At 70.1% G+C, this 23,579-nt stretch carries 24 protein-coding genes and 2 pseudogenes; 12 read left to right on the plus strand and 14 right to left on the minus strand.

The genetic code is table 11. From position 1 onward, the window contains the following. Nucleotides 1–26: 26 nt before the first annotated feature. Both leuE and ACIBLC_RS26880 read right to left on the minus strand, forming a co-directional pair. Nucleotides 27–677 carry a leucine efflux protein LeuE gene (leuE, locus tag ACIBLC_RS26875; protein WP_399213765.1) on the minus strand — a complete coding sequence of 217 codons (651 nt, stop codon included), beginning with the start codon at nt 675–677 and terminating at the stop codon, nt 27–29. A 52-nt stretch (nt 678–729) separates the two neighbouring features. After that, nucleotides 730–930, minus strand: a pseudogene (locus ACIBLC_RS26880) (methylmalonyl-CoA mutase family protein); the annotation flags it as partial. A 129-nt stretch (nt 931–1,059) separates the two neighbouring features. Between ACIBLC_RS26880 and ACIBLC_RS26885 the strand changes: the two are divergent. Further along, nucleotides 1,060–1,920 carry a L,D-transpeptidase family protein gene (locus ACIBLC_RS26885; protein WP_399213766.1) on the plus strand — a complete coding sequence of 287 codons (861 nt, stop codon included), beginning with the start codon at nt 1,060–1,062 and terminating at the stop codon, nt 1,918–1,920. 221 nt (nt 1,921–2,141) lie between these two features. Here the strand turns inward: ACIBLC_RS26885 and ACIBLC_RS26890 are convergent, their stop codons facing one another. From ACIBLC_RS26890 to ACIBLC_RS26920, 7 genes are all read right to left on the minus strand, one after another. Next, complete coding sequence (locus ACIBLC_RS26890; RefSeq protein WP_399213767.1) at nt 2,142–3,392, minus strand: hypothetical protein; 1,251 nt, start codon at nt 3,390–3,392, stop codon at nt 2,142–2,144. Further along, nucleotides 3,392–4,054, minus strand: coding sequence for an RNA polymerase sigma factor (locus ACIBLC_RS26895; protein WP_399213768.1), 663 nt, complete (start codon nt 4,052–4,054; stop codon nt 3,392–3,394). Before ACIBLC_RS26895 ends, ACIBLC_RS26890 begins: the two co-directional genes overlap by 1 nt. Nucleotides 4,055–4,451: 397 nt before the next feature. Then, nucleotides 4,452–4,832: a hypothetical protein gene (locus ACIBLC_RS26900; RefSeq protein ID WP_399213769.1), complete on the minus strand. Its 381-nt coding sequence runs from the start codon at nt 4,830–4,832 to the stop codon at nt 4,452–4,454. Nucleotides 4,833–5,020: 188 nt separating this feature from the next. Then, nucleotides 5,021–5,686, minus strand: a complete 666-nt coding sequence (locus tag ACIBLC_RS26905; RefSeq protein WP_399213770.1) for a hypothetical protein — start codon at nt 5,684–5,686, stop codon at nt 5,021–5,023. 114 nt (nt 5,687–5,800) lie between these two features. Beyond that, nucleotides 5,801–6,304 (minus strand): hypothetical protein, encoded by a 504-nt coding sequence (locus ACIBLC_RS26910; RefSeq protein ID WP_399213771.1) that lies wholly within the window; start codon nt 6,302–6,304, stop codon nt 5,801–5,803. A gap of 91 nt (nt 6,305–6,395) precedes the next feature. After that, nucleotides 6,396–7,076: a DUF4328 domain-containing protein gene (locus ACIBLC_RS26915; RefSeq protein WP_399213773.1), complete on the minus strand. Its 681-nt coding sequence runs from the start codon at nt 7,074–7,076 to the stop codon at nt 6,396–6,398. Nucleotides 7,077–7,352: 276 nt separating this feature from the next. After that, a complete protein-coding gene (locus tag ACIBLC_RS26920; RefSeq protein WP_399213774.1) occupies nt 7,353–8,975 on the minus strand; it encodes a glycoside hydrolase family 20 protein in 1,623 nt (540 codons plus the stop codon). A gap of 416 nt (nt 8,976–9,391) precedes the next feature. Here ACIBLC_RS26920 and ACIBLC_RS26925 point away from each other — a divergent pair, with 416 nt between their 5' ends. The 5 genes from ACIBLC_RS26925 to ACIBLC_RS26945 all read left to right on the plus strand — a co-directional run bounded on the left by ACIBLC_RS26925 (nt 9,392) and on the right by ACIBLC_RS26945 (nt 13,638). Further along, nucleotides 9,392–10,000: a 2-oxo-4-hydroxy-4-carboxy-5-ureidoimidazoline decarboxylase gene (locus ACIBLC_RS26925; RefSeq protein ID WP_399213917.1), complete on the plus strand. Its 609-nt coding sequence runs from the start codon at nt 9,392–9,394 to the stop codon at nt 9,998–10,000. A 188-nt stretch (nt 10,001–10,188) separates the two neighbouring features. Next, a complete protein-coding gene (sdhC, locus tag ACIBLC_RS26930) occupies nt 10,189–10,569 on the plus strand; it encodes a succinate dehydrogenase, cytochrome b556 subunit (protein WP_384379766.1) in 381 nt (126 codons plus the stop codon). 8 nt (nt 10,570–10,577) lie between these two features. Beyond that, a complete protein-coding gene (locus ACIBLC_RS26935; protein WP_399213775.1) occupies nt 10,578–11,081 on the plus strand; it encodes a succinate dehydrogenase hydrophobic membrane anchor subunit in 504 nt (167 codons plus the stop codon). A 23-nt stretch (nt 11,082–11,104) separates the two neighbouring features. Then, complete coding sequence (gene sdhA / locus ACIBLC_RS26940; protein ID WP_399213776.1) at nt 11,105–12,859, plus strand: succinate dehydrogenase flavoprotein subunit; 1,755 nt, start codon at nt 11,105–11,107, stop codon at nt 12,857–12,859. Next, nucleotides 12,859–13,638 carry a succinate dehydrogenase iron-sulfur subunit gene (locus tag ACIBLC_RS26945; protein WP_399213777.1) on the plus strand — a complete coding sequence of 260 codons (780 nt, stop codon included), beginning with the start codon at nt 12,859–12,861 and terminating at the stop codon, nt 13,636–13,638. Before sdhA ends, ACIBLC_RS26945 begins: the two co-directional genes overlap by 1 nt. Nucleotides 13,639–14,062: 424 nt before the next feature. Here the strand turns inward: ACIBLC_RS26945 and ACIBLC_RS26950 are convergent, their stop codons facing one another. The 4 genes and pseudogenes from ACIBLC_RS26950 to ACIBLC_RS26965 form a co-directional block, all read right to left on the minus strand. Then, entirely contained in the window at nt 14,063–14,326 is a 264-nt protein-coding gene (locus ACIBLC_RS26950; RefSeq protein WP_399213778.1) for a TM2 domain-containing protein, read from the minus strand. A gap of 325 nt (nt 14,327–14,651) precedes the next feature. After that, nucleotides 14,652–15,071 carry a DUF2752 domain-containing protein gene (locus ACIBLC_RS26955; RefSeq protein ID WP_399213779.1) on the minus strand — a complete coding sequence of 140 codons (420 nt, stop codon included), beginning with the start codon at nt 15,069–15,071 and terminating at the stop codon, nt 14,652–14,654. Beyond that, nucleotides 15,064–15,585 carry a TM2 domain-containing protein gene (locus ACIBLC_RS26960; protein ID WP_399213781.1) on the minus strand — a complete coding sequence of 174 codons (522 nt, stop codon included), beginning with the start codon at nt 15,583–15,585 and terminating at the stop codon, nt 15,064–15,066. The genes ACIBLC_RS26955 and ACIBLC_RS26960 overlap by 8 nt, the downstream gene beginning before the upstream one ends. Nucleotides 15,586–16,145: 560 nt before the next feature. Then, nucleotides 16,146–16,349, minus strand: a pseudogene (locus ACIBLC_RS26965) (Uma2 family endonuclease); the annotation flags it as partial. A gap of 134 nt (nt 16,350–16,483) precedes the next feature. On the opposite strand from ACIBLC_RS26965, the gene ACIBLC_RS26970 reads away from it, so the two are divergent. From ACIBLC_RS26970 to ACIBLC_RS26985, 4 genes are all read left to right on the plus strand, one after another. Beyond that, entirely contained in the window at nt 16,484–16,894 is a 411-nt protein-coding gene (locus tag ACIBLC_RS26970) for a VOC family protein (RefSeq protein WP_399213783.1), read from the plus strand. A 116-nt stretch (nt 16,895–17,010) separates the two neighbouring features. After that, entirely contained in the window at nt 17,011–17,418 is a 408-nt protein-coding gene (locus ACIBLC_RS26975) for a hypothetical protein (RefSeq protein ID WP_399213785.1), read from the plus strand. Continuing rightward, the gene (locus ACIBLC_RS26980; RefSeq protein ID WP_399213786.1) at nt 17,415–17,930 is read left to right on the plus strand and encodes a thiol-disulfide oxidoreductase DCC family protein; all 516 of its coding nucleotides are present in this window, start codon (nt 17,415–17,417) and stop codon (nt 17,928–17,930) included. Before ACIBLC_RS26975 ends, ACIBLC_RS26980 begins: the two co-directional genes overlap by 4 nt. A gap of 9 nt (nt 17,931–17,939) precedes the next feature. Further along, a complete protein-coding gene (locus tag ACIBLC_RS26985; protein WP_399213787.1) occupies nt 17,940–18,689 on the plus strand; it encodes a TetR family transcriptional regulator in 750 nt (249 codons plus the stop codon). Nucleotides 18,690–18,755: 66 nt separating this feature from the next. On the opposite strand, the gene ACIBLC_RS26990 is transcribed toward ACIBLC_RS26985, so the two are convergent. Continuing rightward, a complete protein-coding gene (locus ACIBLC_RS26990) occupies nt 18,756–21,161 on the minus strand; it encodes an MMPL family transporter (RefSeq protein WP_399213918.1) in 2,406 nt (801 codons plus the stop codon). Nucleotides 21,162–21,319: 158 nt separating this feature from the next. Here ACIBLC_RS26990 and ACIBLC_RS26995 point away from each other — a divergent pair, with 158 nt between their 5' ends. Together ACIBLC_RS26995 and ACIBLC_RS27000 are read left to right on the plus strand one after the other, a co-directional pair. Beyond that, nucleotides 21,320–22,009, plus strand: a complete 690-nt coding sequence (locus tag ACIBLC_RS26995) for a response regulator transcription factor (RefSeq protein WP_399213788.1) — start codon at nt 21,320–21,322, stop codon at nt 22,007–22,009. Continuing rightward, the gene (locus ACIBLC_RS27000; RefSeq protein WP_399213789.1) at nt 22,006–23,487 is read left to right on the plus strand and encodes an ATP-binding protein; all 1,482 of its coding nucleotides are present in this window, start codon (nt 22,006–22,008) and stop codon (nt 23,485–23,487) included. The genes ACIBLC_RS26995 and ACIBLC_RS27000 overlap by 4 nt, the downstream gene beginning before the upstream one ends. Nucleotides 23,488–23,579: the final 92 nt, after the last annotated feature.

The following is a 23,579-nucleotide window of genomic DNA, read 5'->3' on the forward strand; positions in this document are numbered from 1 at the left end:
CCGTCACCACCGACAGCCCGACCTCCCTACACGCCGGCCAGCGACAGCTTCACGGCGAAGCCGAGGAAGAGGGCGCCGGCCGCGGTGGTGGCCCCCGCGGAGAGACGCTTGCGGCTGCGGAAGGCCGCCGCCAGCCTCGTACCGCTGAAGATCAGCGCGGAGAGGTAGAGGAAGCTCGCCAGTTGGGCGAAGGCGCCCAGGACGACGAAGGACAGGGCGGGGTAGGCGTACCCCGGGTCCACGAACTGCACGAAGAAGGCGACGAAGAACAGGATCGCCTTCGGGTTGAACAGGCTGATGACCAGGGCCCGCCGGAACGGGCGCTCCTCGGCGGTCTGTTCGCCGGGCGCCTCCGCCACCGTCCGCTCCCGCCGGGTCCGCCACATGCTCCACGCGGCCCGCAGCATCCCGATCGCCAGCCAGGTCAGATACCCGGCACCGGCGTACTTCACGATCCCGAACAGCAGCGCGTTCGCCTGCAACAGGGAGGCGACTCCCGCCGCGGAGAGGGTCATCAGCACGGTGTCACCGCACCAGACGCCCGCCGCGGCCGTGTAGCCGGTGCGTATGCCCCGGCGCGCGGCGACGGAGAGGACGTACAGGGAGTTCGGCCCGGGGAGCAGGACGATCAGGATCAGGCCCGCGAGGTAGGTGGGGAGGTCTGTGACACCAAGCATGGGGTGGAGTGTCGCACGAAGGTACGACACCGGGCCTTCGGTTTTCGGGGGCCGCGTTGGACTCGACGACCGTGCCGCAACCGGCGTACTGACGCATCGTCCACGGACGTCCCGTGTGCATCGATGGATACACCCCCCGCGTGAAGGGGTACTCGCCCGGTGTACCAAGCTTCTCGGCGGGATCCCAGCACTCCGGAGTCTCCGGCCCGTAGACCGGTTCGATGGGCAGACCGGACTCTGATTCGCGCGCCATTGCTGTGTCTCCCGCCGAAGCCGGCCATTACCTGTTTGATGGGCTTCGCTCCCACCACGCGGTCCAGTTCGCCACCGGGCACACGCGGGGAGCATCCCAGGTGACACACGACGGCAGGACGGGGGTCCGATGCGGACGACAGCACCAAGGACGAGACACGTGAGGCGGTCGCTGGCCGCGCTGGTGGCGCTGGCCGCGGTCGGCGGCTGCACGGCCCAGGCCGTGGACGCGGACGGCAAACGCCAGCCCCTCGTGCGGATCGACGGCACGATGGGCTCCACCCCCAAGGCCCGGCCCACGGCCGACCCGGACGACCCCAAACCGAGCGGCACCCCTTCGCAGGCCCCGGCCGCGGCGGCCCGGGTCCTCTGGTCCAAGGGCGACGAGGGCATCGAGGTGCGCGAGGTGCAGGCCCGGCTGCGGCAGGTCGCGTGGCTCTTCGACGGACCGACGGGGTCGTACGACGATCTCACCGCCGGCGCCGTGAAGGGCTTCCAGGGCAAGCGGGGCCTGCCGCCCACCGGCAAGGTCGACACGGTCACCTGGCAGCGGCTGCGGAAGATGACGAAGGAGCCGGGCAAGTGGGAGCTGTACGCGTTCGGCGGGCAGCCGGCCGCGGAGCCCGACTCGCGCTGTATGACGGGCCGTGTGCTGTGCATCAGCAAGACGAGCCGCACGCTGCGCTGGATGATCGACGGCCGGACCGTGACGACGACGGAGGTGCGGTTCGGCTCGGAGTACACGCCGACCCGCGAAGGAGTGTTCAGCGTCTACTTCAAGTCGCGCCACCACGTGTCGACGCTCTACGACTCGCCGATGCCGTACGCCATGTTCTTCAGCGGCGGCCAGGCGGTGCACTTCTCCTCGGACTTCGCGGGCCGCGGCTACTTCGGCGCCTCGCACGGCTGCGTCAACGTCCGGGACGAGGGAAAGATCGCGGCGCTGTTCGCGGAGGTCCGCAACGGCGACAAGGTCGTCGTCTACTGGTGACTCGTGCCGTGCGGAGAGGTGAGGCGGCGCGGGCGGGACCGGGGGAACCTGTCCCGCCCGCGCCGAGGTGCACCGAGCCATGGGTACGGGGGGAACCCCGGCTCGGTGCGAGGGCCGATGACCAGTCGGCTCATTCACTACTGCGCCACCACGGCTGAAAATGTCACACCCGGGGCCGGGGAGAAACTCAGAGAAGACCCGGAACAGTACGAAACCGCAGCTCAGAGGGTTTTGGTGTGGTTCGGGGCCGGGGTCGTCGTACCGGCGGCCGGCAGGCGCGGGTCCAGGGTGGCCGACGAGGACGGCGACGCGGTGAGGACTCCGCCGTCGCCGCCGAGGGCATCGTTGTCGCGGGCGCCGTCACCGCGACCGTCGCCACGGCCGTCGCCGTCGCCGCGACCGTCACGGCCTCGCCCGTCGTCGCCGCGACCGTCACCGTTGCCGTTGCCGCCCGGGAGCAGCGGGAGTATGTGGTCGCCGTCGTCGTCACCACCTCCGGCTCCCGGTTCCGAGTCCTGGTCCTGTTCGGAGCCCCGCCCCGTGCGGGTCTCCCCGCGCGAGTCGGTGCCCAGGCCCCTGCTGTCACCGTCCTTGGCGTCGTTGAAGCCGTCGTCGGCGCCCCTCCGGTCCAGGACTCCGTCGCAGTACGTCTTCAGCCGGCCCTGGCCGGGGCCTCCCGCGGCGGCCTCCAGAACGCGTCTGCGGCCGGCGTCCAACTGCTTGCCGGCGATGACGTCGCGGCAGGACGAGCGTGTCTGGCTCCACCACTGACGGGTACGGCCCGCGGCGTCCGAGCCCTGCCGCCCGTCCGCGGCACTGCCGGCCGCCTCGTCCTTCGAGGAGCCGCCGGTGGTCGAGCCGCTCGTGGGGCCTTCGGGTGTCTCGGCCCCGGGAGCGGCACCGCCCGCGGTGTCCGGCGACGGGGAGCCGAGCGGCCGTTCCGGGGTCGCCGCGGCCGTGACCGAGGCGGCGGGCCCCGGCTTGTCGTCACCGAACGGAGTCGGCAGCACTCCGGTTCCGGCGACGACGGCGACCCCGCCGAGCATCCCGACGGCCAGCGCCGCGGCGAGCCCGAGGCGCGTGGGGCGGCTCCAGCGGTCCCGGCGACCGCCGGGACCGGGGCTTCCCAGCCGTACGAGACCGGCGTCGGAGGAATAAGCCGTGGTGGTGCGGGCGACGGAGCGTGGACGGGCACGCGGGCCCAGCGACGACAGATCGCCGTCCGCGCCCGCGCGCACCTTGCGGAACGCGGCCAACGCGGCTGCCTCGCCCGGGAGTTCGCCACTGCCGAGCACGGGTTCGACGGCCAGCCCGGCGAGTGCTCCGGTGAGCCGCTCCACCTGGTTCCGGTTGGCCTCGTCGACGGCTTCCAGGGGTTCGCCGCTCAGCAGGCGCTCCGCGGCTTCGCGGTCCAGCCACCGGCCGGGGGGCCGTGGATTGTCCCCCGGGAAGACACAGCGCTCGTCGGCCATCACATGTCCTTCTGCGTCCGCGAACGCGTATGCGTCACACCGGCGGACGTCACCGCGCGCGTGCGCGGTTCTCTTTGTGGGGGTACGACGCCGAGTGCGCCGGCGGCTTCCGGATCGTCGCCGAGCAGCTCCGCGAGCCGTTTCAGACCGCGGTGCGCCGCGGTGCGCACAGCACCAGGACGCTTGCCTAGGGTCTCCGCCGCGGTCTTGGCGTCGAGGCCGACGACGACGCGCAGCACGACGGCCTCCGCCTGGTCCTGCGGGAGCTGGGCGATGAGCAGGAGGGTCCGGTCGGTGGCCAGGGCCTCGATGGCCTCGCCCGCGGTGTCGGACTCGCCGGGCCTGCCGGTCAGTTCCGTCTCGTCGCCGCCGATCGCGGGGCGGCGCCCGCGCATCCGTATGTGGTCGAGGGCGCGGTTGCGGGCGATGCGGGCGGCCCAGCCGCGGAAACGGTCGGCGTCCCCGCTGAACCGCTCCAGGTCACGGGCGATCTGCAACCAGGCCTCGGACGTGACGTCTTCGGCGTCCGGATCGCCGACCAGCGTCCGTACGTATCCGAGCAACCGTGGGTGCACAGCGCGGTACACAGTCCGGAACGCGGTCTCGTCCCCGTCCTGTGCCCCAAGCACCGCGGCGGTCAGCTCCGCGTCGTCCCCCAGCACCGCACTCCCTGATGGTCGCGATCCCTGGACCGCTGATGGTTGCGGTAGTCCCTCGCCCCCCGCGGCCCGGCGCGAAAGGAACGTTACGGCGTGAAACCGTTCCCCGTCCATGTTCGTACAATCCGCAACCACGTCGGGACCCGGTGAGGTGTGACAGAAAACGCTGTCGCGGCGCTGTAGAGAGTACGGGCCGCCGCGCGGCCCGTGCCGCGCGACGGCCGGGGCCTCTCCTGTGGGGGGTGGCGGCTCCGGCCGTTGCCATCGGCGGCCCGTCGGCCACTTTCGTACCATCGGGCCTTTCGCGTCTCCGCGCCTTTCGCGTCTCCGCGCCTCTCGCGTCTCCGCGCCTCTCGCGCCTTCGTGCTCTTCGCGTCTTCGTGCTCTTCGGGTCAGCAGTTCATCCCGTGGCCTCCCGACACAGCAGCCGCAGTGAACCGTCGCCCACGTAGCAGCGGCGGGCCTCGTCGATCGGGTCCCACAACCGCCCGTCGGGCGTGCGGATCCAGTGATCGCCGCCCGTCACCCACCACTCCGCGCCCGTGCGCCGGGCGACGACCTCACCGGCGTACGCCCCGAAGCCGCGCAACACCGTCTCGACGGCGGGGTAGGGCGCCCCCTCCCGCCGTATCTCCTCGATCAGCCGGTCGACACGCCACAGGCTCTGTGCGGAGTAGTCCAGGCGCAGCCGGGCGCCCTCACGCATCGTCGCGACCGCGTCCGCCGCCCAGCGGATGGGCTTCGCCGCGGCTTGGGGCCGGGTTGCTCGAATTGCGTTCACACTCGGAAGAGCGTCCTCCGAACGGAATTCGTCACCCCGGTCCGCGCACTTCCCCACACCGGCGCGAGATCGCCGCACCGAGCCCGCAGGACAGGCACAGGACTCTCGCAGGCGAGGGGTTTACCGCCCGTCCGCCGCCGGACCGAGGCGAATCGACCCGATCTGCGGGATCTGGGCACCCTCCGGGTCTAGGCCCTCCCCCGCGCCCGTCGCGACACCACGGCACGCAGCACCCTTCGCCCCTCCGTGGACTGTCCGAGGACCAGCCGCAGCCCGCCCTCGCCGCGCTCCGCGAGCAGCTCCAGGATGGCGATCTGGCGCCGCAGTTCGGCGGCGACGAGGGGTGACATGCCGTCCGTACGGCCCTCGCGCCGGGACGCCACCGAGGACGTGCCGTCGGCGCCGATGTCGAGGAGCTGGTGGATCCGCAGGGCCGCCACGGAACACGTGTCGGCCCACACCCGCAGGGCGTCGACGGAGGGCTCGACCGGAATCGTGGCGAGCATCCGGCGGGCGAGGAGGGCTGCCCGGCCGTCGGGCGAGGGACCGGAGCCGGAGCCCGCGTCGGTCCAGGTGCCGGAGTCGAACCCGAAGTCCGCCCCGGGGCCGAACCCGGAGCCGAGGTCGAGTTCCTCCGAGCCCGCCGGCTCCCCCGGATTCCCCAACTCCCCCAGATCCGCCCGGGCCTTGGCGACCCGCTCCCCCCATGCCTCGCCGTCCACCAGGCTCGTCCACAGGGGCCGCAGGACTTCGTCGTCACCGCCCAGCAAGGGAACGCACCGATCCAAACAAGCCAGCCCGCTCGCCGCCAGACCACGCTCATCGGCCTGAGCGATCAGTTCCACCAGGCTCATCCGTGCCTCCCTCGAACTCCTCGAACTCCGCGAACACCACATTAGAGCGCCCGTTTCTCACGGAGGCCGCACTTTCCCCTACTGCGTGCGACAGGTCAGGAGTGTCACAGGAGGTCAGAGGGGTACGACACCGAGCCGGTCCAGGAAGCGGAACAATAAGTTTTCGGCCAACGGGTCGGGGTCGGCGGTCAGTACGTGGAGCAGCGGTTCGGCGACGACGGTGTGACCGGCCTCCGCGGCCCAGGCGACGGCCCGCGTGGCGGCGTCGGCCGGTTCCAGGAAGTAGTCGTCGACGCTGAGCCCTTCCTCACCGTCCCCCAGGTACCGCACCATCGCGGTCCGCGCCAGGCACGTCGTCCACGCGCCGCTCTCCGGCGCGGCCGCCTCGACGACCACGCAGTCGCTGTCCATGACGTACCCGAAGAGCGCGGGCGCCCCGGTCTCCTGGGAGAGCGTGTTCATACTCCCGATGTCCCCGTCGCCGCTCGGGTACTCCCACACCTGCCAGCCGTCGGGCCCCGTGGTCAGCGGAACCAGGCCCGACGCCCCGCTCAGCGCGTCCAGTTCCGCGAGGGGCCGCTCGCTCCGGCCCACGACGTAGTACCCCCAGTAGCCCATTCCGGTCCCCCCGGTGTCTCGGTTCGGCTCGCGCCGAATACACCACAGGGTTAAGGGAGTTCGCTACCTAATCGGGCAATTGACCCCGCGCTCAGGCGGCGACCGGTAGAGGGGCCCGGCCCTGGTGCGCCTTCTCGTTCTGCATCCGGGTCAGCCGCAGCACGACGAGGATCGCGAGCACGCCGGCCGCGATGTCGGTGACGTCCGCGAGCAGGACCTGGTTCGTGGCGGCCAGGATGACCTCGGGCGTCTCGGCGCCGCGGTACATGGTGGACGCGGAGCGGTCGGCGACCAACGCGAGGATCCACAGGGCCCACCAGGCGTTGACGAGCCCGTGCGAACCGCGGGAGCCCAGCGGCCGGCTCGCGTCCCATATGTCCAGCATGATCCGGCGCGGGAACCACAGGTTCACGACCGGCACGAACCAGCTCCACAGCGTCCAGCCGCGTCCCATGCTGTGCCCGAAGGGGTTGAACACCTCCGCGTTGACCCTCGTCCGGTGGAACCAGACGAGGTAGACGACGATGGCCGCGAGGAAGGAGACCGTCTGCGCGTATCCCGCCGCGAGGTAGACCGCGTCCACGTCTTCCGCCTCCCGCCGCACGGCGTCGCCGTAGTCGCCGTCCGCGATGGAGGCCGTCACGTCGCGCATCCTGAGGTCCGCCCAGACGGCGAACAGGTCGGTGGCGATGACCAGGCCGATCAGCAGGGCGACGGCCGTGCCGAGGCCGACCGGCGAACGCAGCCACGCGGGACCGTGAGGTGACGTCACCGGAGCCGGAGGCCCGTGGGGCGCGGCGGCGCAGGCGGAGCACAGCCCCTCGGGTGTGGCCGCGGCGGACCGCTGACAGCGCTGACAGGTCATGGAGGCCTTCGATCAGGGACGCGGGCAGGGACGATGCGCACCTACGCCGGACGCCACAGGACGGACTCGGTCGCCGGGCGCCGGACATGAGAAGCCGGGCGCCGCCCCTCTCCGGAGGCACGCCCGGCATACGAACACGCATGCGGAAGATACGGTCCGCCCCGCTCACGCGTCCAGCGCGTCTCAGCCCAGCCGGTCCGCCAGTTTCCTGAAGTCCGCCCAGGACAGCGCCGGTTTGCCGGGATCCCAGAGTTTCTGGACCGTGGCCCGCAACGGCATCCGGATCCCCGCCGCCACCTGGGCCTGGGTCTGCGAGTCGGAGAGATCGCACCACACCGCGAAGCTCCCGCCGAGGATCTGCCCGTCGTACTTCGCGGGAACCGGCGTCGTCCCGCGCACCACCAGCGGGGTCCACTGCTCGTAGATGCGCTGCCCGGTCGGATAGACGAAGGTCTGCGGCTGGCCCAGGACGTAATAGAGGTACTCGTCGTTGTAGTTGACCAGCTCGCGCCCGGCGCTGAGGTACTCGACCGGCTTGCGCGCGCCGATCTCCTTGCCCGTCCAGTACGCCACCGTCAGGTCGTCGTCCGCCTGCACCTGGCCCCCGGGGAAGAACCCGTCGTTCCAGGCCCGCGGTGTCCGGTCGTGCCCGCGCGTCACCTCGGCACGGTCGTTGAGCCAGCCGGTCGCGAGGTCGGCGATGCCCGCGCCCGAGCCGTAGGCCTTCACGGCGGCGTCGACCAGCTGCGGATAGGAGGCCGCGGGGTTGGCGACCGTCAGCGCCCGGTACTCGTCGCCGCCGATGTGCCAGTAGGCGCCGGGGAAGAGCGCGGCGTACTCGTTCAGGAGCTCGTCGACCAGGTCCGCGGACGCCTGCTGGGAGATGTCGATCGAGCCCTGCGAGACGACGCCCTGCGCGTTGCGCAACTGGAGGCCGGGGTGCGCGGCGAGCACGGCGCCCAGGTGGCCGGGCGAGTCGATCTCGGGCACGACGGTGATGTGCCGGCTCTCGGCCAGCTCGAGGATCTCGCGGACCTGCGCCTTGCTGAGGTGCTGTTTCGACACGATCTCCGGATGCGTGTCGGACTGGATGCGGAAGCCCTGGTCGTCGGAGAAGTGCAGGCCGAGCTGGTTGAACTTCAGATCGCCCAGTTCCCGGACCCGGTCCTTGATCCAGTCCGCGGTGAAGTGCTTGCGCGCGATGTCCAGCATCAGCCCGCGCTGCGGCTTCGCGGGCCGGTCGCGTACGACACCCTCGGGCGCCGTGCCGCCGCCGTGCACCTCCTGCTTGAGCGTGCGCGTGCCGTAGAAGACGCCCGCGTCGGCGGGAGCGGTGATGGTGACCCGGCCGCCCTTGACCGTCAGGGTGTACGACTCCGCGCCCGCGGTTCCGTCGTCGAGACCCAACTCGACGTCGCCCGAGCGGGGTTCCGTCTCCCCCGCGTACGACAGCTTCAGCTCGCCGGCGAGCAGCCGCCCCTCGTCGGCGAGGTCACTGTCGGAAACGACCACACGGCCGCCGGTGGCCGGGCGCCAGCCGGGTCCCCTGGCGGGAGTGTGTTCGCGTACGGCGGGGATGGTGCGCGGGGTCTTGGACAGGGGGTACGTCCGGGCCGGCGAGGGAGAGGCTGTGGTCGCCGTGGGAGAGGCGCCGGACGCGGACACCGACGTACCGCCGGACGGCACCTGTGCTCCCGTCGGTTCGCCGTTGTCCCCGGAGGGCCAGAACGCGACGGTGAGCGCGGCGGCCCCGGCCACGACGACGCCGCCCGCGACCACCGCCGACCGCGTCCGGGGGGAGGGCATCCCGCGGGAGGGCGCGCGCCGCCTGCCGCCGCTCACCGGACCACGCCCTGTGCCCGCGCCCCGGACCCCCGGCCGGAGCCCGAGTCCTTCCCCGTCCCTGCCAGGTCCCGCATCACGATCCGCATCACGCCGCTCACTTCGTCACCGAGGTCGCATGGCCGGTCCGTACCGAGCCGGCTCGTACAGTCATACGGAGCCGGGTAGTACATCCCTTCAGTGAACCTAGGCCCCCATCCCCACCCCAACCGTCCATCACACGTTCCGAAACACTCCCGTCCGGGTGAAATTCGGGCATCCGACGGACAGCCCCTGACACTCCTCGATAGCGTGAGCGTCACAACTCCCACTTGTTCCCCTGCCGAATCACACGTGACCTCCATCGGGCGTCACGCGAAAACCACCGCCGAGGACCCACGCTGCCGCCGCACCGTCCCCCACGCCTTCCCGAGCAGAAGAGCGCGGCGCCGTCCCCGGCCCGCCTCGAGGGGTTCAACTCCGCGCCCGCCGACATCGCCGAGCGCGCCCTCCTCTTCTGCTGCCGCAGCCTGCGCTGGACCCGCCGCGTCACAGAGCACCGCCCCTACCCCGACCTGGACGCGCTACTCGCCGCGGCCGACGAGGCGGCGTACGACCTCACCCCCGCCGACCTCGCCGAGGCGCTGGCCGGCGAGTCGCTCACACCGCTCCCGGACAGCGCTTACTCCGCCGCCCACACCGCGCTGAGCGCCGCGCACGCCGCGTACGAGAGCCGGTTCGGGCATGTGTTCGTCATCTGCCTCGACGACTTCGCCCCGGAGGAGTGCCTCGACCAGGTCCTCACCGGAATCCGCTCCCGCCTCGCCAACGACCCCGAGGAGGAGCGCGTCCTCGTGGCCGAGGAGCTCCGACGGCTCGCCCGGGGCCGGCTGGCCCGCCTTGCATACACGTTCGAAACGGACGGGGAGAGCGGCGGAGAAGGCAGCGGGAAGGCCGCGGACGAAGAACCCAGAATCGTCGAAATGCCAGGATTCCGGGCGTCCCGATAGCCCGTACGGTGCTTGTTTGATTGCCTGTTTGATCACACCAGCGGGGCCGCTGTAAGCGTTCCGACAAGTCGTCGCTACGATGGCCGGGGCCGGTGGACCGTACCCGGCCGGGCCCGTCCGACACCGCTGTACTTACTTAGTAGAAGATGGCGGCGCGGCCCCAATCCCCGCTTTCGGAGGGTTTTTCCGTGCCGGCTGGAACGCTGTACCGCGGCCGGGAAGGAATGTGGTCCTGGGTGGCTCATCGAGTCACCGGCGTCCTCATCTTCTTCTTCCTGTTCGTACACGTGCTGGACACCGCTCTCGTCCGTGTATCCCCCGAGGACTACGACAAGGTCGTAGCCACGTACAAGACGCCGCTCGTCGCGCTGCTGGAGTACGGCCTCGTCGCCGCCATCCTCTTCCACGCGCTCAACGGCCTGCGGGTCATCGCCGTCGACTTCTGGTCGAAGGGCCCGCGCTACCAGAAGCAGATGCTCTGGTCCGTCGTCGGTATCTGGGTCGTGCTGATGGCGGGGGCCCTTTACCCCGTCCTCGGTCACGCATTCCGCGAAGTCTTCGGGAGCTGACACAGCCCATGGCGAACAACACAGTCTCCGCCGAAACCGGCGCATCCGGCATCGGCCCCGTCGAAGGCGCGGACGAGTTCTCGGCGTACAGCGTCGACAACCCGGCGCCGCTCATCGAGGCCCCGCGCCAGCGGACCAAGAAGACCCCGAAGTCGACCCGTGGCAACTTCGAGATGTACGGCTGGCTCTTCATGCGCCTGTCCGGCATCGTCCTGGTCGTCCTGGTCCTCGGCCACCTGCTCATCCAGCTCGTCCTCGACGGCGGCGTCTCCAAGATCGGCTTCGCCTTCGTGGCCGGCCGCTGGGCGTCCCCGTGGTGGCAGACCTGGGACCTCGCGATGCTGTGGCTCGCGATGCTGCACGGCTCCAACGGCCTGCGTACGGTCATCAACGACTACGCGGAGCGCGCCAACACGCGCCTGTGGCTGAAGGGCCTGCTCTACACCGCCACGGTGTTCACGATTCTGCTGGGCACGCTGGTGATCTTCACCTTCGACCCGAACATCCGCTAGGCACGGGGCTGAGGCAACCACTCATGAAGATCCACAAGTACGACACCGTCATCGTCGGCGCCGGCGGCGCCGGTATGCGCGCCGCCATCGAGGCGACGAAGCGCAGCCGCACCGCCGTGCTGACGAAGCTCTACCCCACCCGCTCCCACACGGGCGCCGCGCAGGGCGGCATGGCCGCCGCGCTCGCCAACGTGGAGGAGGACAACTGGGAGTGGCACACCTTCGACACCGTCAAGGGCGGCGACTACCTGGTCGACCAGGACGCCGCCGAGATCCTGGCGAAGGAGGCCATCGACTCGGTCCTCGACCTGGAGAAGATGGGCCTGCCCTTCAACCGGACGCCCGACGGGACGATCGACCAGCGCCGCTTCGGCGGGCACTCCCGCAACCACGGCGAGGCCCCGGTCCGCCGGTCCTGCTACGCCGCGGACCGCACCGGCCACATGATCCTCCAGACGCTGTACCAGAACTGCGTCAAGGAGGGCGTGGAGTTCTTCAACGAGTTCTACGTCCTCGACCAGCTGATCACCGAGGTCGACGGTGTGAAGCGGTCCGCGGGCGTCGTCGCGTACGAGCTCGCGACCGGCGAGATCCACGTCTTCCAGGCGAAGTCCGTGATCTACGCGTCCGGCGGCACCGGCAAGTTCTTCAAGGTGACGTCGAACGCGCACACGCTGACCGGTGACGGCCAGGCCGCGGTCTACCGCCGTGGGCTGCCGCTGGAGGACATGGAGTTCTTCCAGTTCCATCCGACCGGCATCTGGCGCATGGGCATCCTGCTGACGGAGGGCGCCCGCGGTGAGGGCGGCATCCTCCGCAACAAGGACGGCGAGCGCTTCATGGAGAAGTACGCGCCGGTCATGAAGGACCTGGCGTCGCGCGACGTCGTGTCCCGGTCCATCTACACGGAGATCCGCGAAGGCCGCGGCTGCGGTCCCGAGGGCGACCACGTCTATCTGGACCTGACGCACCTTCCCCCGGAGCAGCTGGACGCCAAGCTCCCGGACATCACCGAGTTCGCGCGCACCTACCTGGGCATCGAGCCGTACACGGACCCGATCCCGATCCAGCCCACCGCGCACTACGCGATGGGCGGCATCCCGACGAACGTCCAGGGTGAGGTGCTGCGCGACAACACGACCGTGGTTCCCGGCCTGTACGCGGCCGGCGAGGTCGCGTGCGTGTCCGTCCACGGCGCCAACCGCCTCGGCACCAACTCGCTCCTGGACATCAACGTGTTCGGGAAGCGCGCGGGCATCGCCGCGGCGGAGTACTCGGCGAAGGCCGACTACGTCGAGCTGCCCGAGAACCCGGCCTCGCAGGTCGTCTCGCAGGTCGAGCACCTGCGCGCCTCCACGGGCACCGAGCGGGTCGCGGTCCTGCGCAACGAGCTGCAGGAGTGCATGGACGCCAACGTGATGGTGTTCCGCACCGAGCAGACGATCAAGACGGCGGTCGAGAAGATCGCGGAGCTGCGCGAGCGCTACCTGAACGTCTCGATCCAGGACAAGGGCCGCCGCTTCAACACGGACCTCCTGGAGGCCATCGAGCTGGGCAACCTGCTCGACCTGGCCGAGGTGATGGCGGTCTCCGCCCTGGCGCGCAAGGAGTCCCGCGGCGGTCACTACCGCGAGGACTACCCGAACCGCGACGACGTCAACTTCATGCGCCACACCATGGCGTACCGCGAGGTCGGCGACGACGGCACCGAGTCGATCCGTCTCGACTACAAGCCGGTCGTCCAGACCCGCTACCAGCCGATGGAGCGTAAGTACTGATGGCTACCCCCACCCTGGACAAGGCGGACAGCGCCGGTGCGCCGGAGGCCGGCTTCGCCGACACCCCGTACATCACCGCCACGTTCCGCATCCGCCGCTTCAACTCCGAGGTCTCGGCCGAGGCGGTCTGGGAAGACTTCCAGCTGGAGATCGACCCGAAGGAGCGTGTCCTCGACGCCCTCCACAAGATCAAGTGGGACCAGGACGGAACCCTCACCTTCCGTCGCTCCTGCGCGCACGGCATCTGCGGCTCGGACGCCATGCGGATCAACGGCAAGAACCGACTTGCCTGCAAGACGCTGATCAAGGACATCAACCCCGAGAAGCCGATCACTGTCGAGCCCATCAAGGGGCTGACGGTCCTCAAGGACCTGATCGTCGACATGGACCCGTTCTTCCAGGCGTACCGCGACGTGATGCCCTTCCTCATCACGAAGGACACCAACGAGCCGACCCGCGAGCGCCTCCAGACCGCCGAGGACCGTGAGCGCTTCGACGACACGACGAAGTGCATCCTCTGCGCCGCCTGCACGTCCTCGTGCCCGGTGTTCTGGAACGACGGCCAGTACTTCGGCCCGGCCGCCATCGTCAACGCCCACCGCTTCATCTTCGACTCGCGCGACGAAGCGGGCGAGCAGCGCCTCGAGATCCTCAACGACAAGGACGGCGTGTGGCGCTGCCGCACCACGTTCAACTGCACGGACGCCTGCCCGCGCGGCATCGAGGTCACAAAGGCGATCCAGGAGGTCAAGCGGGCGCTGATCACGCGTCGGTTCTGACGGTTTCCGCCTTCGCGGTCGTACGTCGCTCACGGCCCCGTTCCCGGTCGCGTACCGGGGGCGGGGCTTCGCGCTTGCGGGACGCTCACGCGGCCAACGCCGCCCGTATCTGCTTCAAAGTCACCTTGTGCGTGACGCGGTCGGCGAGCCGCTCCAGCTCCGGGTGCCGGCCTGTCCAAGTCGCCCTTGTCGGCCGGCTCTTGGACGTACTCCTCCCTGGATTCGTCTTCCCACGGCGACGTCACGGGATCCATTCCCCGGACGCTGGTACGCACCACTGACAACGGCTGTCGGTGAACGACGAAACGCCGGTTCCCAGGACCTGGTTGTGGTCCTCGGGAACCGGCGTCGGCCGGGGGCCCCGGCTCGGCCGTCAGCGTCTGGCGCTGTACCGGCTGCGGGCCCTCGTCGTCGTGTGGCGGCGTCAGCCGCGCAGGACGCGACCCTGCTTGTCCGTGCGGTCGTTGCTCGTGAAGAACAGGATCGCGTCGATCAGGGCCCATACGCCGAGGCCACCGCAGGTGAAGAGCTGGGCGATGGCAACGCCGGTGGAACCGACGTAGAAACGGCCGATACCGAAGCCACCCAGGAAGAGCTGGAGGAGGCCCGCGGTGATCTTGGACTTGTCCGACAGCGGGCGGCCCTGGTGGTCGACGCCGTACGGGGCGTCAGGGGTGGGGACAGACATGAGAGTTGCTCCTGGAATGACCGATGAGAGACCGAAGCGGAGTGCTCCGGGGATCCAGGAGGGAATTCATGGCGAAATACGCCACCTGCGATGACGTACGACGTGTCGCGTCATCCCCCCTGTGACGTCGGAAGCATAGAGAGGCTGCGGGGGAGGGTGGGGGTAGAACGTCAGATCGAGATGGATTGTTCCAGATCCGTGATCAAATTCTGACTAAATTCACGGCGTTTCCGTGACCCACGGTCAACTCGGCCGCAGGGCTGCTGCCTTGACGCGGCGAGCCCGGCCGCAGGACTCCGGCCTCAACTCGGCGGCTCTCAGGGCCTCATACGACGTTACGGGCCACAGTCCACGCCACGGCCACCACCAGTACCAGCAGTTGGCCCCGGGAGCTCAGCGTCGGTCGCCAGCGACGCCCCCGCACCCCCTCCAGGAACCAGCGCCCCAGCAGGATCAACGCGAACGGGGAGGCCAGCAGGAGCACCCGGTTGTCGTGCCAGGCCGCCGCGAACTGGCCGTGCATCAGGTCGTACACCATGCGGGTGCCGCCGCAGGCCGGGCAGAGCAGCCCGGTGACGTAGCGGAAGGGGCACTGGGGCAGCAGATGCCCCGGCTCGTGCGGATCGGTGCCGTAGAGGTAGCCGGCGCCCGCGACCCCGGCGACGAACACCGCGAGGGGCGCCGTCGCCGGGTGCCGCAGGACGGTCCCCGGCCCGGCACCTCGCCCGGAGCCGGGCTCAGCCACGCAGGATCCGCCCCTGGGAGTCCGTGGTGGTGTTGCCGGTCAGCAGCAGGATTCCGTCGATCAGCGCCCAGATGCCCAGGCCTCCGCAGGTGAAGAGCTGGGCGATGCCGATACCGACGCTGCCGATGTAGAAGCGCCCGATGCCGAGGCTTCCGAGCGTGAGCTGGAGGATCCCCGCGACGATCTTCGACTTGTCGGAGTACGGGCGGCCGTAAGGGTCGTAGCCGTACGGGGCGTTGGGGTCGCCGGTGTACATGCCGGGCGCCACGGCGCCCATCGGGTAACCCTGTTGCGGGTAGCCGTACTGGCCGGGCTGCTGGTACGCGCCCGGCTGCTGGTAGTCGCCGGGCGGCGGGTAGTCACCTGGCGGCGGGTAGGCGCCCGCCGGACCGGCGCCGTAAGGTCCCGGACCCCCGGGGGGCGGGACGGAACCGGGGCTCGGATAGCCGTAGCCGGGCGGCTGGTCCGAGGGCTGATGGGGCGGCTGATGGGGCGGCTGGGGCTGGTCGGTCAAGGGGTCTCTCCTGGTCTCCACGCGAGGGCCGCTGGACGGGCATGCGGGCCAAATGGCCGACAGGGCTGTCGGTCATCTTGCAGGAGCGGAGGGCCGGGAGAGAAGTCGGCTCCCCGGATACGTGGGTGGGGCGGGCGGACACCCGGGCCTTGCCGCCGCCTCACAGCCCTATATGGATGCTGATCGCGGCGCCTCGGGGTGACACCCGAACCCGTGCACCCGGTCCAAGTGGCGCCTGATCCAGCACAACCCTCCCGTCTGACCACACGTCTTCTGTGTACTCCCGTGCCAGCCCTGTTGGACCGGTCGGCGGGGACCTCCCCGATCACGGCGGGCAGCCGGAAGGCGCCCCGCGCACCGCAGAAACGCACGCAGTTGACAGGAACCGCCACGAGCAAGACCCGTCGCCTGACCCTCGTGACGGCCGCGGCCGCCTCGCCGACCGGCGGACTGCTCACAGCCACGACGGGCACCGCGACCGCCGCCACCCCCGCCAAGTACGCGGACGACTTCAACGGCGACGGTTACCGCGACTACGCGGTCGGCGACGCCGAACTCCTCATCTCCGACGGCGGCAGCCCTAGCGTGCCGCTATGGAATCGGGTCCGCGGACTCATGAAGACGAGACTCCCGTCGATCAACTCCGTGTGCGGCGGGAGGCCCGGAATCCGGTCGAGGTCGTCCGCGGTCCAGCCCTCGGGAGGCGGGATCGGCCAGCGGTACGACGGTTCGTCGTCGAGCCCGTTCCCGGATGCGGCGCTCATGGTTGCTCCCATGCGACGGAGGCTCGCCTGTCGATTCAGCCTAACCAGGGGGAATGTCACCCGCCTCCCCCCAACGGGTGACCCCCACGGTCAGCCCCCGGGGCTCCCGGAGCGCGTCCACCTAATCTGACGACATGTCAGATGATGAGTCGTACGAGCTGCTCGGGTTCGACAACGTACTGCTGCCTGTCGGGAACCTCGACGAGGCGGTGAGCTTCTACGAGCAGGCCGGTTTCCCCGTGTCGTTCCGGCTGGACGAGGCCGGGATCGCCCTGCTGAAGGTGGGCAAGGAGACGCCTGGCCTGTTGCTGCGCCTGGACCAGGAGCTGAGCCGGCGGGCGCCGGTGTGGGCGTCGCCGCGGGTGTGGCTGGAGGTGCGGGACGCGCGGGGCACGGCGGAAGAGCTGACCACGGCCGGTGTCATGACCCTCGACGCGCCCTTCCGCGGCGCCACCGGCTGGACCGTCGAGTTCGCCGACCCCTGGGGGAACGTCATCGGTCTCACGGACTACAGCAAGCGGCCGGAGCTCAGCCGCCAGGCCTGACCCCCCGCCCCCACCCCTAATCCCCACCCCCCGACTTGAACATGTTCAAAAGCAGGTCTACATTCTTTCTCGACAGCGTTTTGAACGCGTTCAAGAAAGCATGGAGGGGTGGGGACATGGACCTCACGGTCGTCTCGTACGTCATCTATCTGCTGGTCAGCATCGCGCTGACGGTCTGGGTGGCGCGCACGCTGAGCCGCAACGGGCGGATCTTCCTGGCCGACGTACTGCACGGGAACGAGAAGCTCGCCGAAGCCGTCAACCATCTGCTGGTGGTGGGCTTCTACCTGGTCAACCTGGGCTTCGTCGCGCTCTATCTGAACGGGGACGACGAGATCGTGGACGCCCGCGGGATCTTCGAGGCCCTGTCGACCAAGCTCGGCGTGGTGCTGCTGGTGCTCGGGGTCATGCACCTCGGCAACGTGTACGTGCTCAACAAGATCCGGCGCCGGGGGCTCATGGAGCGGGAGCAGCTGCCGCCCGTCACGCCGACGGACTGGATCGCTCCGTCGGCCGGGGCGTGAGCACGGTGACCCGGCCGGACTCGGCGGCCACGGAGGGCCGGGGCGCACGCGGCGTCCCGGTCCTCGGGCTCACCGTCCTGTACGACGCCCAGTGCTCGCTCTGTTCCTTCCTGCGCGACTGGCTGGGCAAGCAGCCACAACTCGTGCCGCTGCGGTTCGTCGCGGCCGGGTCCGACGAGGCCAGGGGGCGGTTCCCGGAGCTGGACCACTCGGTCACCCTTGAGGAGATCACCGTCGTGGGGGACGGCGGGCAGGTCTACCGGGGGTCCGCCGCGTGGGTGGTCTGTCTCTGGGCGCTGCGCGAACACCGGCCTCTCGCCCACCGGCTGAGCACCCCGTCGGGCGCGCGTCTCGCGAGGGGTGCGATGCTCGCCGCCGCCAAGTGGCGCGCGAACCAGAAGGCCGGTGCCGGGAGCGCCTACTACGGCGCCGACGGATGGGTGTACCACCCCCGGTCGGGCTGGACCTACAACGCTCCCGGCTGCGCGAGCGGCACCTGCTCCACTCGTTAGGCTCCTACCGTGCCAGCACCGACAGACAGCCCCGGCCCCGACAAAGCGCCAGTACCCGAGAAAGGGCCCGCGAAGAGCGAGCAGACCCGCGCTCTGATCCTGGAAACGGCGATGCGGCTGTTCCAGGAACGCGGCTACGACAAGACGACCATGCGGGCCATCGCACAGGAGGCCGGGGTCTCCGTCGGCAACGCGTACTACTACTTCGCCGGCAAGGAACACCTGATCCAGGGCTTCTACGACCGGATCGCCACCGAGCACCAGGCGGCGGCCCGTGAGGTCCTGGACCGTGAGACCGATCTGGAGGCCCGGCTCGGCGGGGTGCTCAAGGCGTGGCTGGACATCGCCACGCCGTACCACGAGTTCGCGGTGCAGTTCTTCAAGAACGCCGCCGACCCGGACAGCCCGCTCAGCCCCTTCTCCCCCGAATCGGCGCACGCGCGCGCGGAGGCCATCAGCGTCCACCGCGAGGTGCTCTCCGGGGCGAAGACGAAGGTGCCGGAGGAACTCCGCGACATACTCCCGGAGTTGATGTGGCTCTCCCAGATGGGGCTGGTCCTGTACTGGGTCTTCGACCGGACCGAGGGACGTGAACGCAGCTACCGGCTGGCCGAACGCGGCGCCCGCCTCACCTCGCGCGGCGTCTCCCTGGCGCGCTTCCGCATCCTGCGGCCCCTCGTCCACGAGGTGCACGAGCTGTTCACGGACTTCCTGCCGGGAATGACGAAGGCGCTGCCGGACCCCGCGAAGAAGCGCTGAGGGGCATGCTCCCGGAGTACACCAACCCTCCCGGAGCACGCCCCCACGAATCTCGGGCAACGCGCCTCAGTTGACCGCGTCGACCTCCTCGTCGGCCAACTCCACGTCGTGCACCAGGGGTTCATCGGTCACGACCACGTGCCGGGCGCGGGACGCGTACGAGGGGGCCGTCGCCGCCAGCAGATAGGTGCCCGGGGCCGGGGCCGAGACGATGTACGAGCCGTCGGCCAGGGAATCCACCCGGTCCAGTTGACGCCCGCCCTTGGAGAGCAGGATGACGACCGCGCCGTCGAGCGGCGTGCCCTCGCCGTCGCGGACGAAGCCGTGCACCACGGTGGCGCCGGTCGAGGCCGTGACAGATGCGGGCTCGGCGTCCTCCTTCGGCTCGACCGCCAGGTGCGGCAGCCGCTTCTCCAGTCCGGCGGGCAGCCACCAGTTGGAGTTGCCGAGCAGGTGCATCGCGGCCGGCACCAGGGCCGTACGCAGGATGAAGGCGTCGAGGGCGACCGCGGCCGCCAGGCCGACGCCCGCCATCGCGGCGCCGGTGTCGCCGCTCAGCACGAAGGCCAGGAAGACGCAGACCATGATCAGGGCGGCGGAGTTGATGACCCGGCTGGTCTCCGCCAGGCCGACGCGGACCGCTCGCGCGTTGTCCTTCGTGTGCACCCATTCCTCGTGCATCCGGCTCACCAGGAACACCTGGTAGTCCATCGAGAGGCCGAAGAGGAGCGAGAGCATGATGACGGGGAGGAAGGAGTTGATGGGGCCTTCCTTGCCCAGACCCAGCAGGTCCAGGCCCCAGCCGTACTGGAAGACCGCGACGAGTACGCCGAAGGACGCGGCGGCCGCGATCAGGTTCATCACCGCCGCGGTGAGCGGTACGACGATCGAGCGGAAGGCGACCATGAGGAGCAGGAAGCCCAGGCCGATGATCGCCAGGATGAAGTAGGGCAGCCGGTCCGCGGTCACGGAACTGAAGTCCTTGGAGACGGCTGTCACGCCGCCGACGTGGGCACTGACGCCCGCGTCCGGGATCACCTGGTCGCGCAGGGTGTCGATGAGCTCGTCGGTCTCGACGGACTGCGGTGAGGTGGTCGGCACGACCTGGATCACCGTGACGCCCTGGCCGGGCGGCAGGGCGGCGACCTGGGCGACTCCCTCGGTGTCGCGGATGCCGGTGACCAGAGCGTCGGTGTCGGGGTTCTCCGTGACCACCTGGAGGGGGCCGTTGAAGCCGGGGCCGAAGCCCTCGGCCAGCAGGTCGTACGCCTGCCGGGTGGTCGTCGTGGCGTCGTCGTTGCCCTGGTCGGTCGTACCGAGCCGGAGCGACAGCAACGGCAGCGCGAGGACCGCCATGACGACGAGGGCCAGCGCGGCGACCTTCCGCGGGTTCCGCTCGACGGTCGCGGACCAGCGCACGGCCAGGCCGCTCGTACGGTCCGGCTGCGGTCCTTCGGCCGCGAGCTTTCGCCGCTGGCGGCGGCTGAGCACCCGGGTGCCGAGCAGGCCGAGCAGCGCGGGCAGCAGGGTGACCGCGGCGAGGACGCTCAGGACGACGGTGACGGCCGTGCCGATGACGACGCCGTCCAGGAAGCGCAGGTTCATCACGAGCATGCCGGCGAGCGCGATCACCACCGTGCCGCCCGCGAACAGCACCGCGCGGCCCGAGGTGTTGAGAGCGGTGACCGCCGCGTCCTCAGGCTTCTCGCCGCGCATGATGCCGCGCCGGTGCCGGGTGACGATGAACAGCGCGTAGTCGATCCCGACACCGAGGCCGATCAGGGTGGCCAGCAGCGAGGCGAGTTCGGGCACGTTGGTGACATGGCTGAGGAGCTGGGTGGAGAACATGCCGGTGCCCACGCCGAAGACGGCGATGGCGAGCGGCAGGAGCATCGCGAAGAACGAGCCGAAGGCCAGGTACAGGACGACCGCGGCCGCTCCGACACCCACGAGTTCGGCGAGGCCGGTCGGCGGTTCCTGGACGCGCTGGATCGCCTGGCCGCCCAACTCCACGTCGAGGCCGTCGCGTTCGGCGTCCTGCGCGGTGTCGACGACGTCCTGGACGAGCTCCTTGGGTACCGAGTTCGCCTGCTCGGCGAAGGTGACCTGGGCGTACGCGATCCGCCCGTCCTTGCTGATCTGCGCGGCGCCCCCGTCCGCGTACGGGTCGGTGACCGCGCCGACGCCCTTCATCTTCCCGATCTCGACGAGCGCGGGCTCGATCCGGGACCGTACCGACTCGTCCCGCACCGATCCGCTGTCGACCTTCCACACCACCGTGTCGGTGTCACCCGCCCGCTCGGGGAAGGCCTTCTCCATCAGGTCGTACGCCCGCTTGGAGTCCGTGTTGGGAAGAGAGAAGGTGTCCGCGTAGTTCGTGCCCGCGGCCGTACCCGCGAAGCCGAGTCCGAACAGCGCCCCCACCCACAGCAACAGGACCACCAGCCGGTGCCGATAGCACCACCGCGCCAATGTCGCCACGCTCAACGCTCCTTTGTCATGTCCCCCGGGTCCTGAGCCCTCAGGATGTCGAGAACTCCCTGGTGCGCGGCAGCACTTGGGCATGACTCTCAAGGAACTCCAAGGAGCGGAACGGGCCCGCTGTCGGTGGCGCCGCCGATACTGGGGGCATGACCGTTCACGAGGGAGCCACGGTCCTCGTCGTAGAGGACGAGCCGAGCATCGCCGACGTGCTCACCATCGCCCTGCGCTACCACCGCTTCGAGGTGATGGCGGCGAGCACCGTGCGCCAGGCGCTCACGCTGGCCGAGCGCACCCGCCCCGACGCGGCACTGCTCGACGTGATGCTGCCGGACGGCGACGGCCGGGCGCTGGGCCGCGAACTGCGCGTACGCCAGCCGGATCTGGCGGTCGTGTTCCTCACCGCACGGGACGCGCCGGCCGAGATCGTGGGCGCGCTCGGCTTCGGTGACGACTACATCACCAAGCCGTTCAACATCGACGAGGTGGTCGCCCGGGTCACGGCCGTACTGCGCCGCACGCGCCCGGCGGACGTCCTGCCGGAGCGCCCGCCCCTGCGGTACGGCGACCTGGAGCTGGACGAGACGACGTACCGCGTGCACCGCGGCGACCACACGGTGGAGCTCACCCCCACCGAGTACGCCCTGCTGCGCTTCCTCGTCCGCAACGGCGGCCGGATCGTCTCCAAGGAGCAACTCCTGCGCCACGTATGGCAGTACGAGCACTCCGCCGAGTCGACCGTGGTCGAGACGTACATCAGCTATCTGCGGCGCAAGCTCGAACCGCTGGGCCCGCCAGTAATACAGACCCGGCGGGGCGTCGGATACGGGCTCGCATGAGTATCTGGCGCGCGGTGATCCCGTCCGTGAAGAAGACCCGGTCCCGCCACCACCACGGGATCCACTCGCTGCGCGGCGGCCTCACGCTCGCGAACGTGGCCCTGCTGGCTCTGGGCATCATCGTGGCGACCGCGGTGAGCCTGATGGGCATGCGGCACTACCTGCTCGACCAGATCGACGCGAACCTGACCAAGACGCGTGACGGTCTGGGCAGTTCGGAGCTCACCATGCGGCAGATCGACTCGCTGAGCGCGCTGGCCTTCATACGCGACCGGCTCGAACCGGAGTCGGACACCGCGTCCTCGCCGACATCGAACTCGATCTTCACGGCCGTCGACGGGGCCGGGAGCGCCGTCTCCATCGGCGGCCTCAAGCTGACCGATTCCCAACTCGCGCTGGCCGCCGCCGTGGACGACCCGCGCGCACTCGCCACCGACCCCGAACCGCACGACGTCACCGTGAAGGACGCCGAGTACCGGGTGACGGGGACGCGGCTGGCCGACGGCACCTACATCCTGCTCGCCAACTCCACCGACGGGCTGCACAACGGCATCGCGAAGGCACTCAAGCTCGATGTGGCGATGGGCGCCCTGCTGTTGGCCCTGCTCGGCTGCCTGACGATGTTCAGCGTGCGCCGCCGGATGCGGCCGCTGGAGGACATGGTGGAGACGTCCTCCGCGATCGCCGAGGGGGATCTCACCCGGAGGGTGCCCTCCAACCGCCATCCGACCCAGGAGGTCGAACAGCTGCGGATCGCCCTCAACTCCATGCTCCACCAGGTCGAATCGGCACACCGGACGCGGGAGAACAGCGCGGCCCAGCTGCGCCGGTTCGTCGGGGACGCCTCGCACGAGCTGCGTACCCCGTTGTCGGCGATACGCGGCTATCTCCAGCTCATCGAGAAAGGCATGCTGCCCGATCCGGCCGAGCGCAGACGGGCCTGGGACCGGATGCACGCGGAGGCCGACCGCATGGGCCGCCTGGTGGACGAACTGCTCACCCTCGCCAGGCTCGACCAGCGTCCCGAACTCCGCTTCAAGAACGTCGACCTGAGCCGTCTGGTGCGGGACGCGGCGGAGGACCTGCGCGCCCAGCAGCCCGGCCGCCCGGTGACCGTGGGCGCCGAGGGCACTCTCCTCGTGCACGCCGACGAGTCCGGCCTGCGCCAGGTACTGGGCAACCTCGTGGGGAACGTACGCACCCACACGTCCGCGGAGGTACCGGTGCGGCTGGGTCTGGAGCGCGCGGACGGTGTCGTACGACTGTGTGTCGCGGACGAGGGTCCCGGGCTCCCGGAGGACGACGCGGCACGCATCTTCGACCGCTTCTTCCGGGCGGGCGGCGGTGCGGGCAGCGGGCTCGGCATGGCGATAGTGCAGGGCGTGGTGACGGCACACGGGGGCGAGGTGTCGGTGCGGACGTCGCCGGGCGAGGGCCTGGCGGTGACGGTGTCGCTGCCCGCGCGGGGACGGGCCTGAGTCTTTCCCGGCCCCTGGCGAGCCTGTGTGAGTCGGCTTGACGGGAAACGGTGATCCGCTTGACCGGAAGCGGACCTGGGTGATTGAACAGG

The sequence above is a fragment of the Streptomyces sp. NPDC050535 genome (genome assembly GCF_044457665.1).
Taxonomy (GTDB): Bacteria; Actinomycetota; Actinomycetes; order Streptomycetales; family Streptomycetaceae; genus Streptomyces.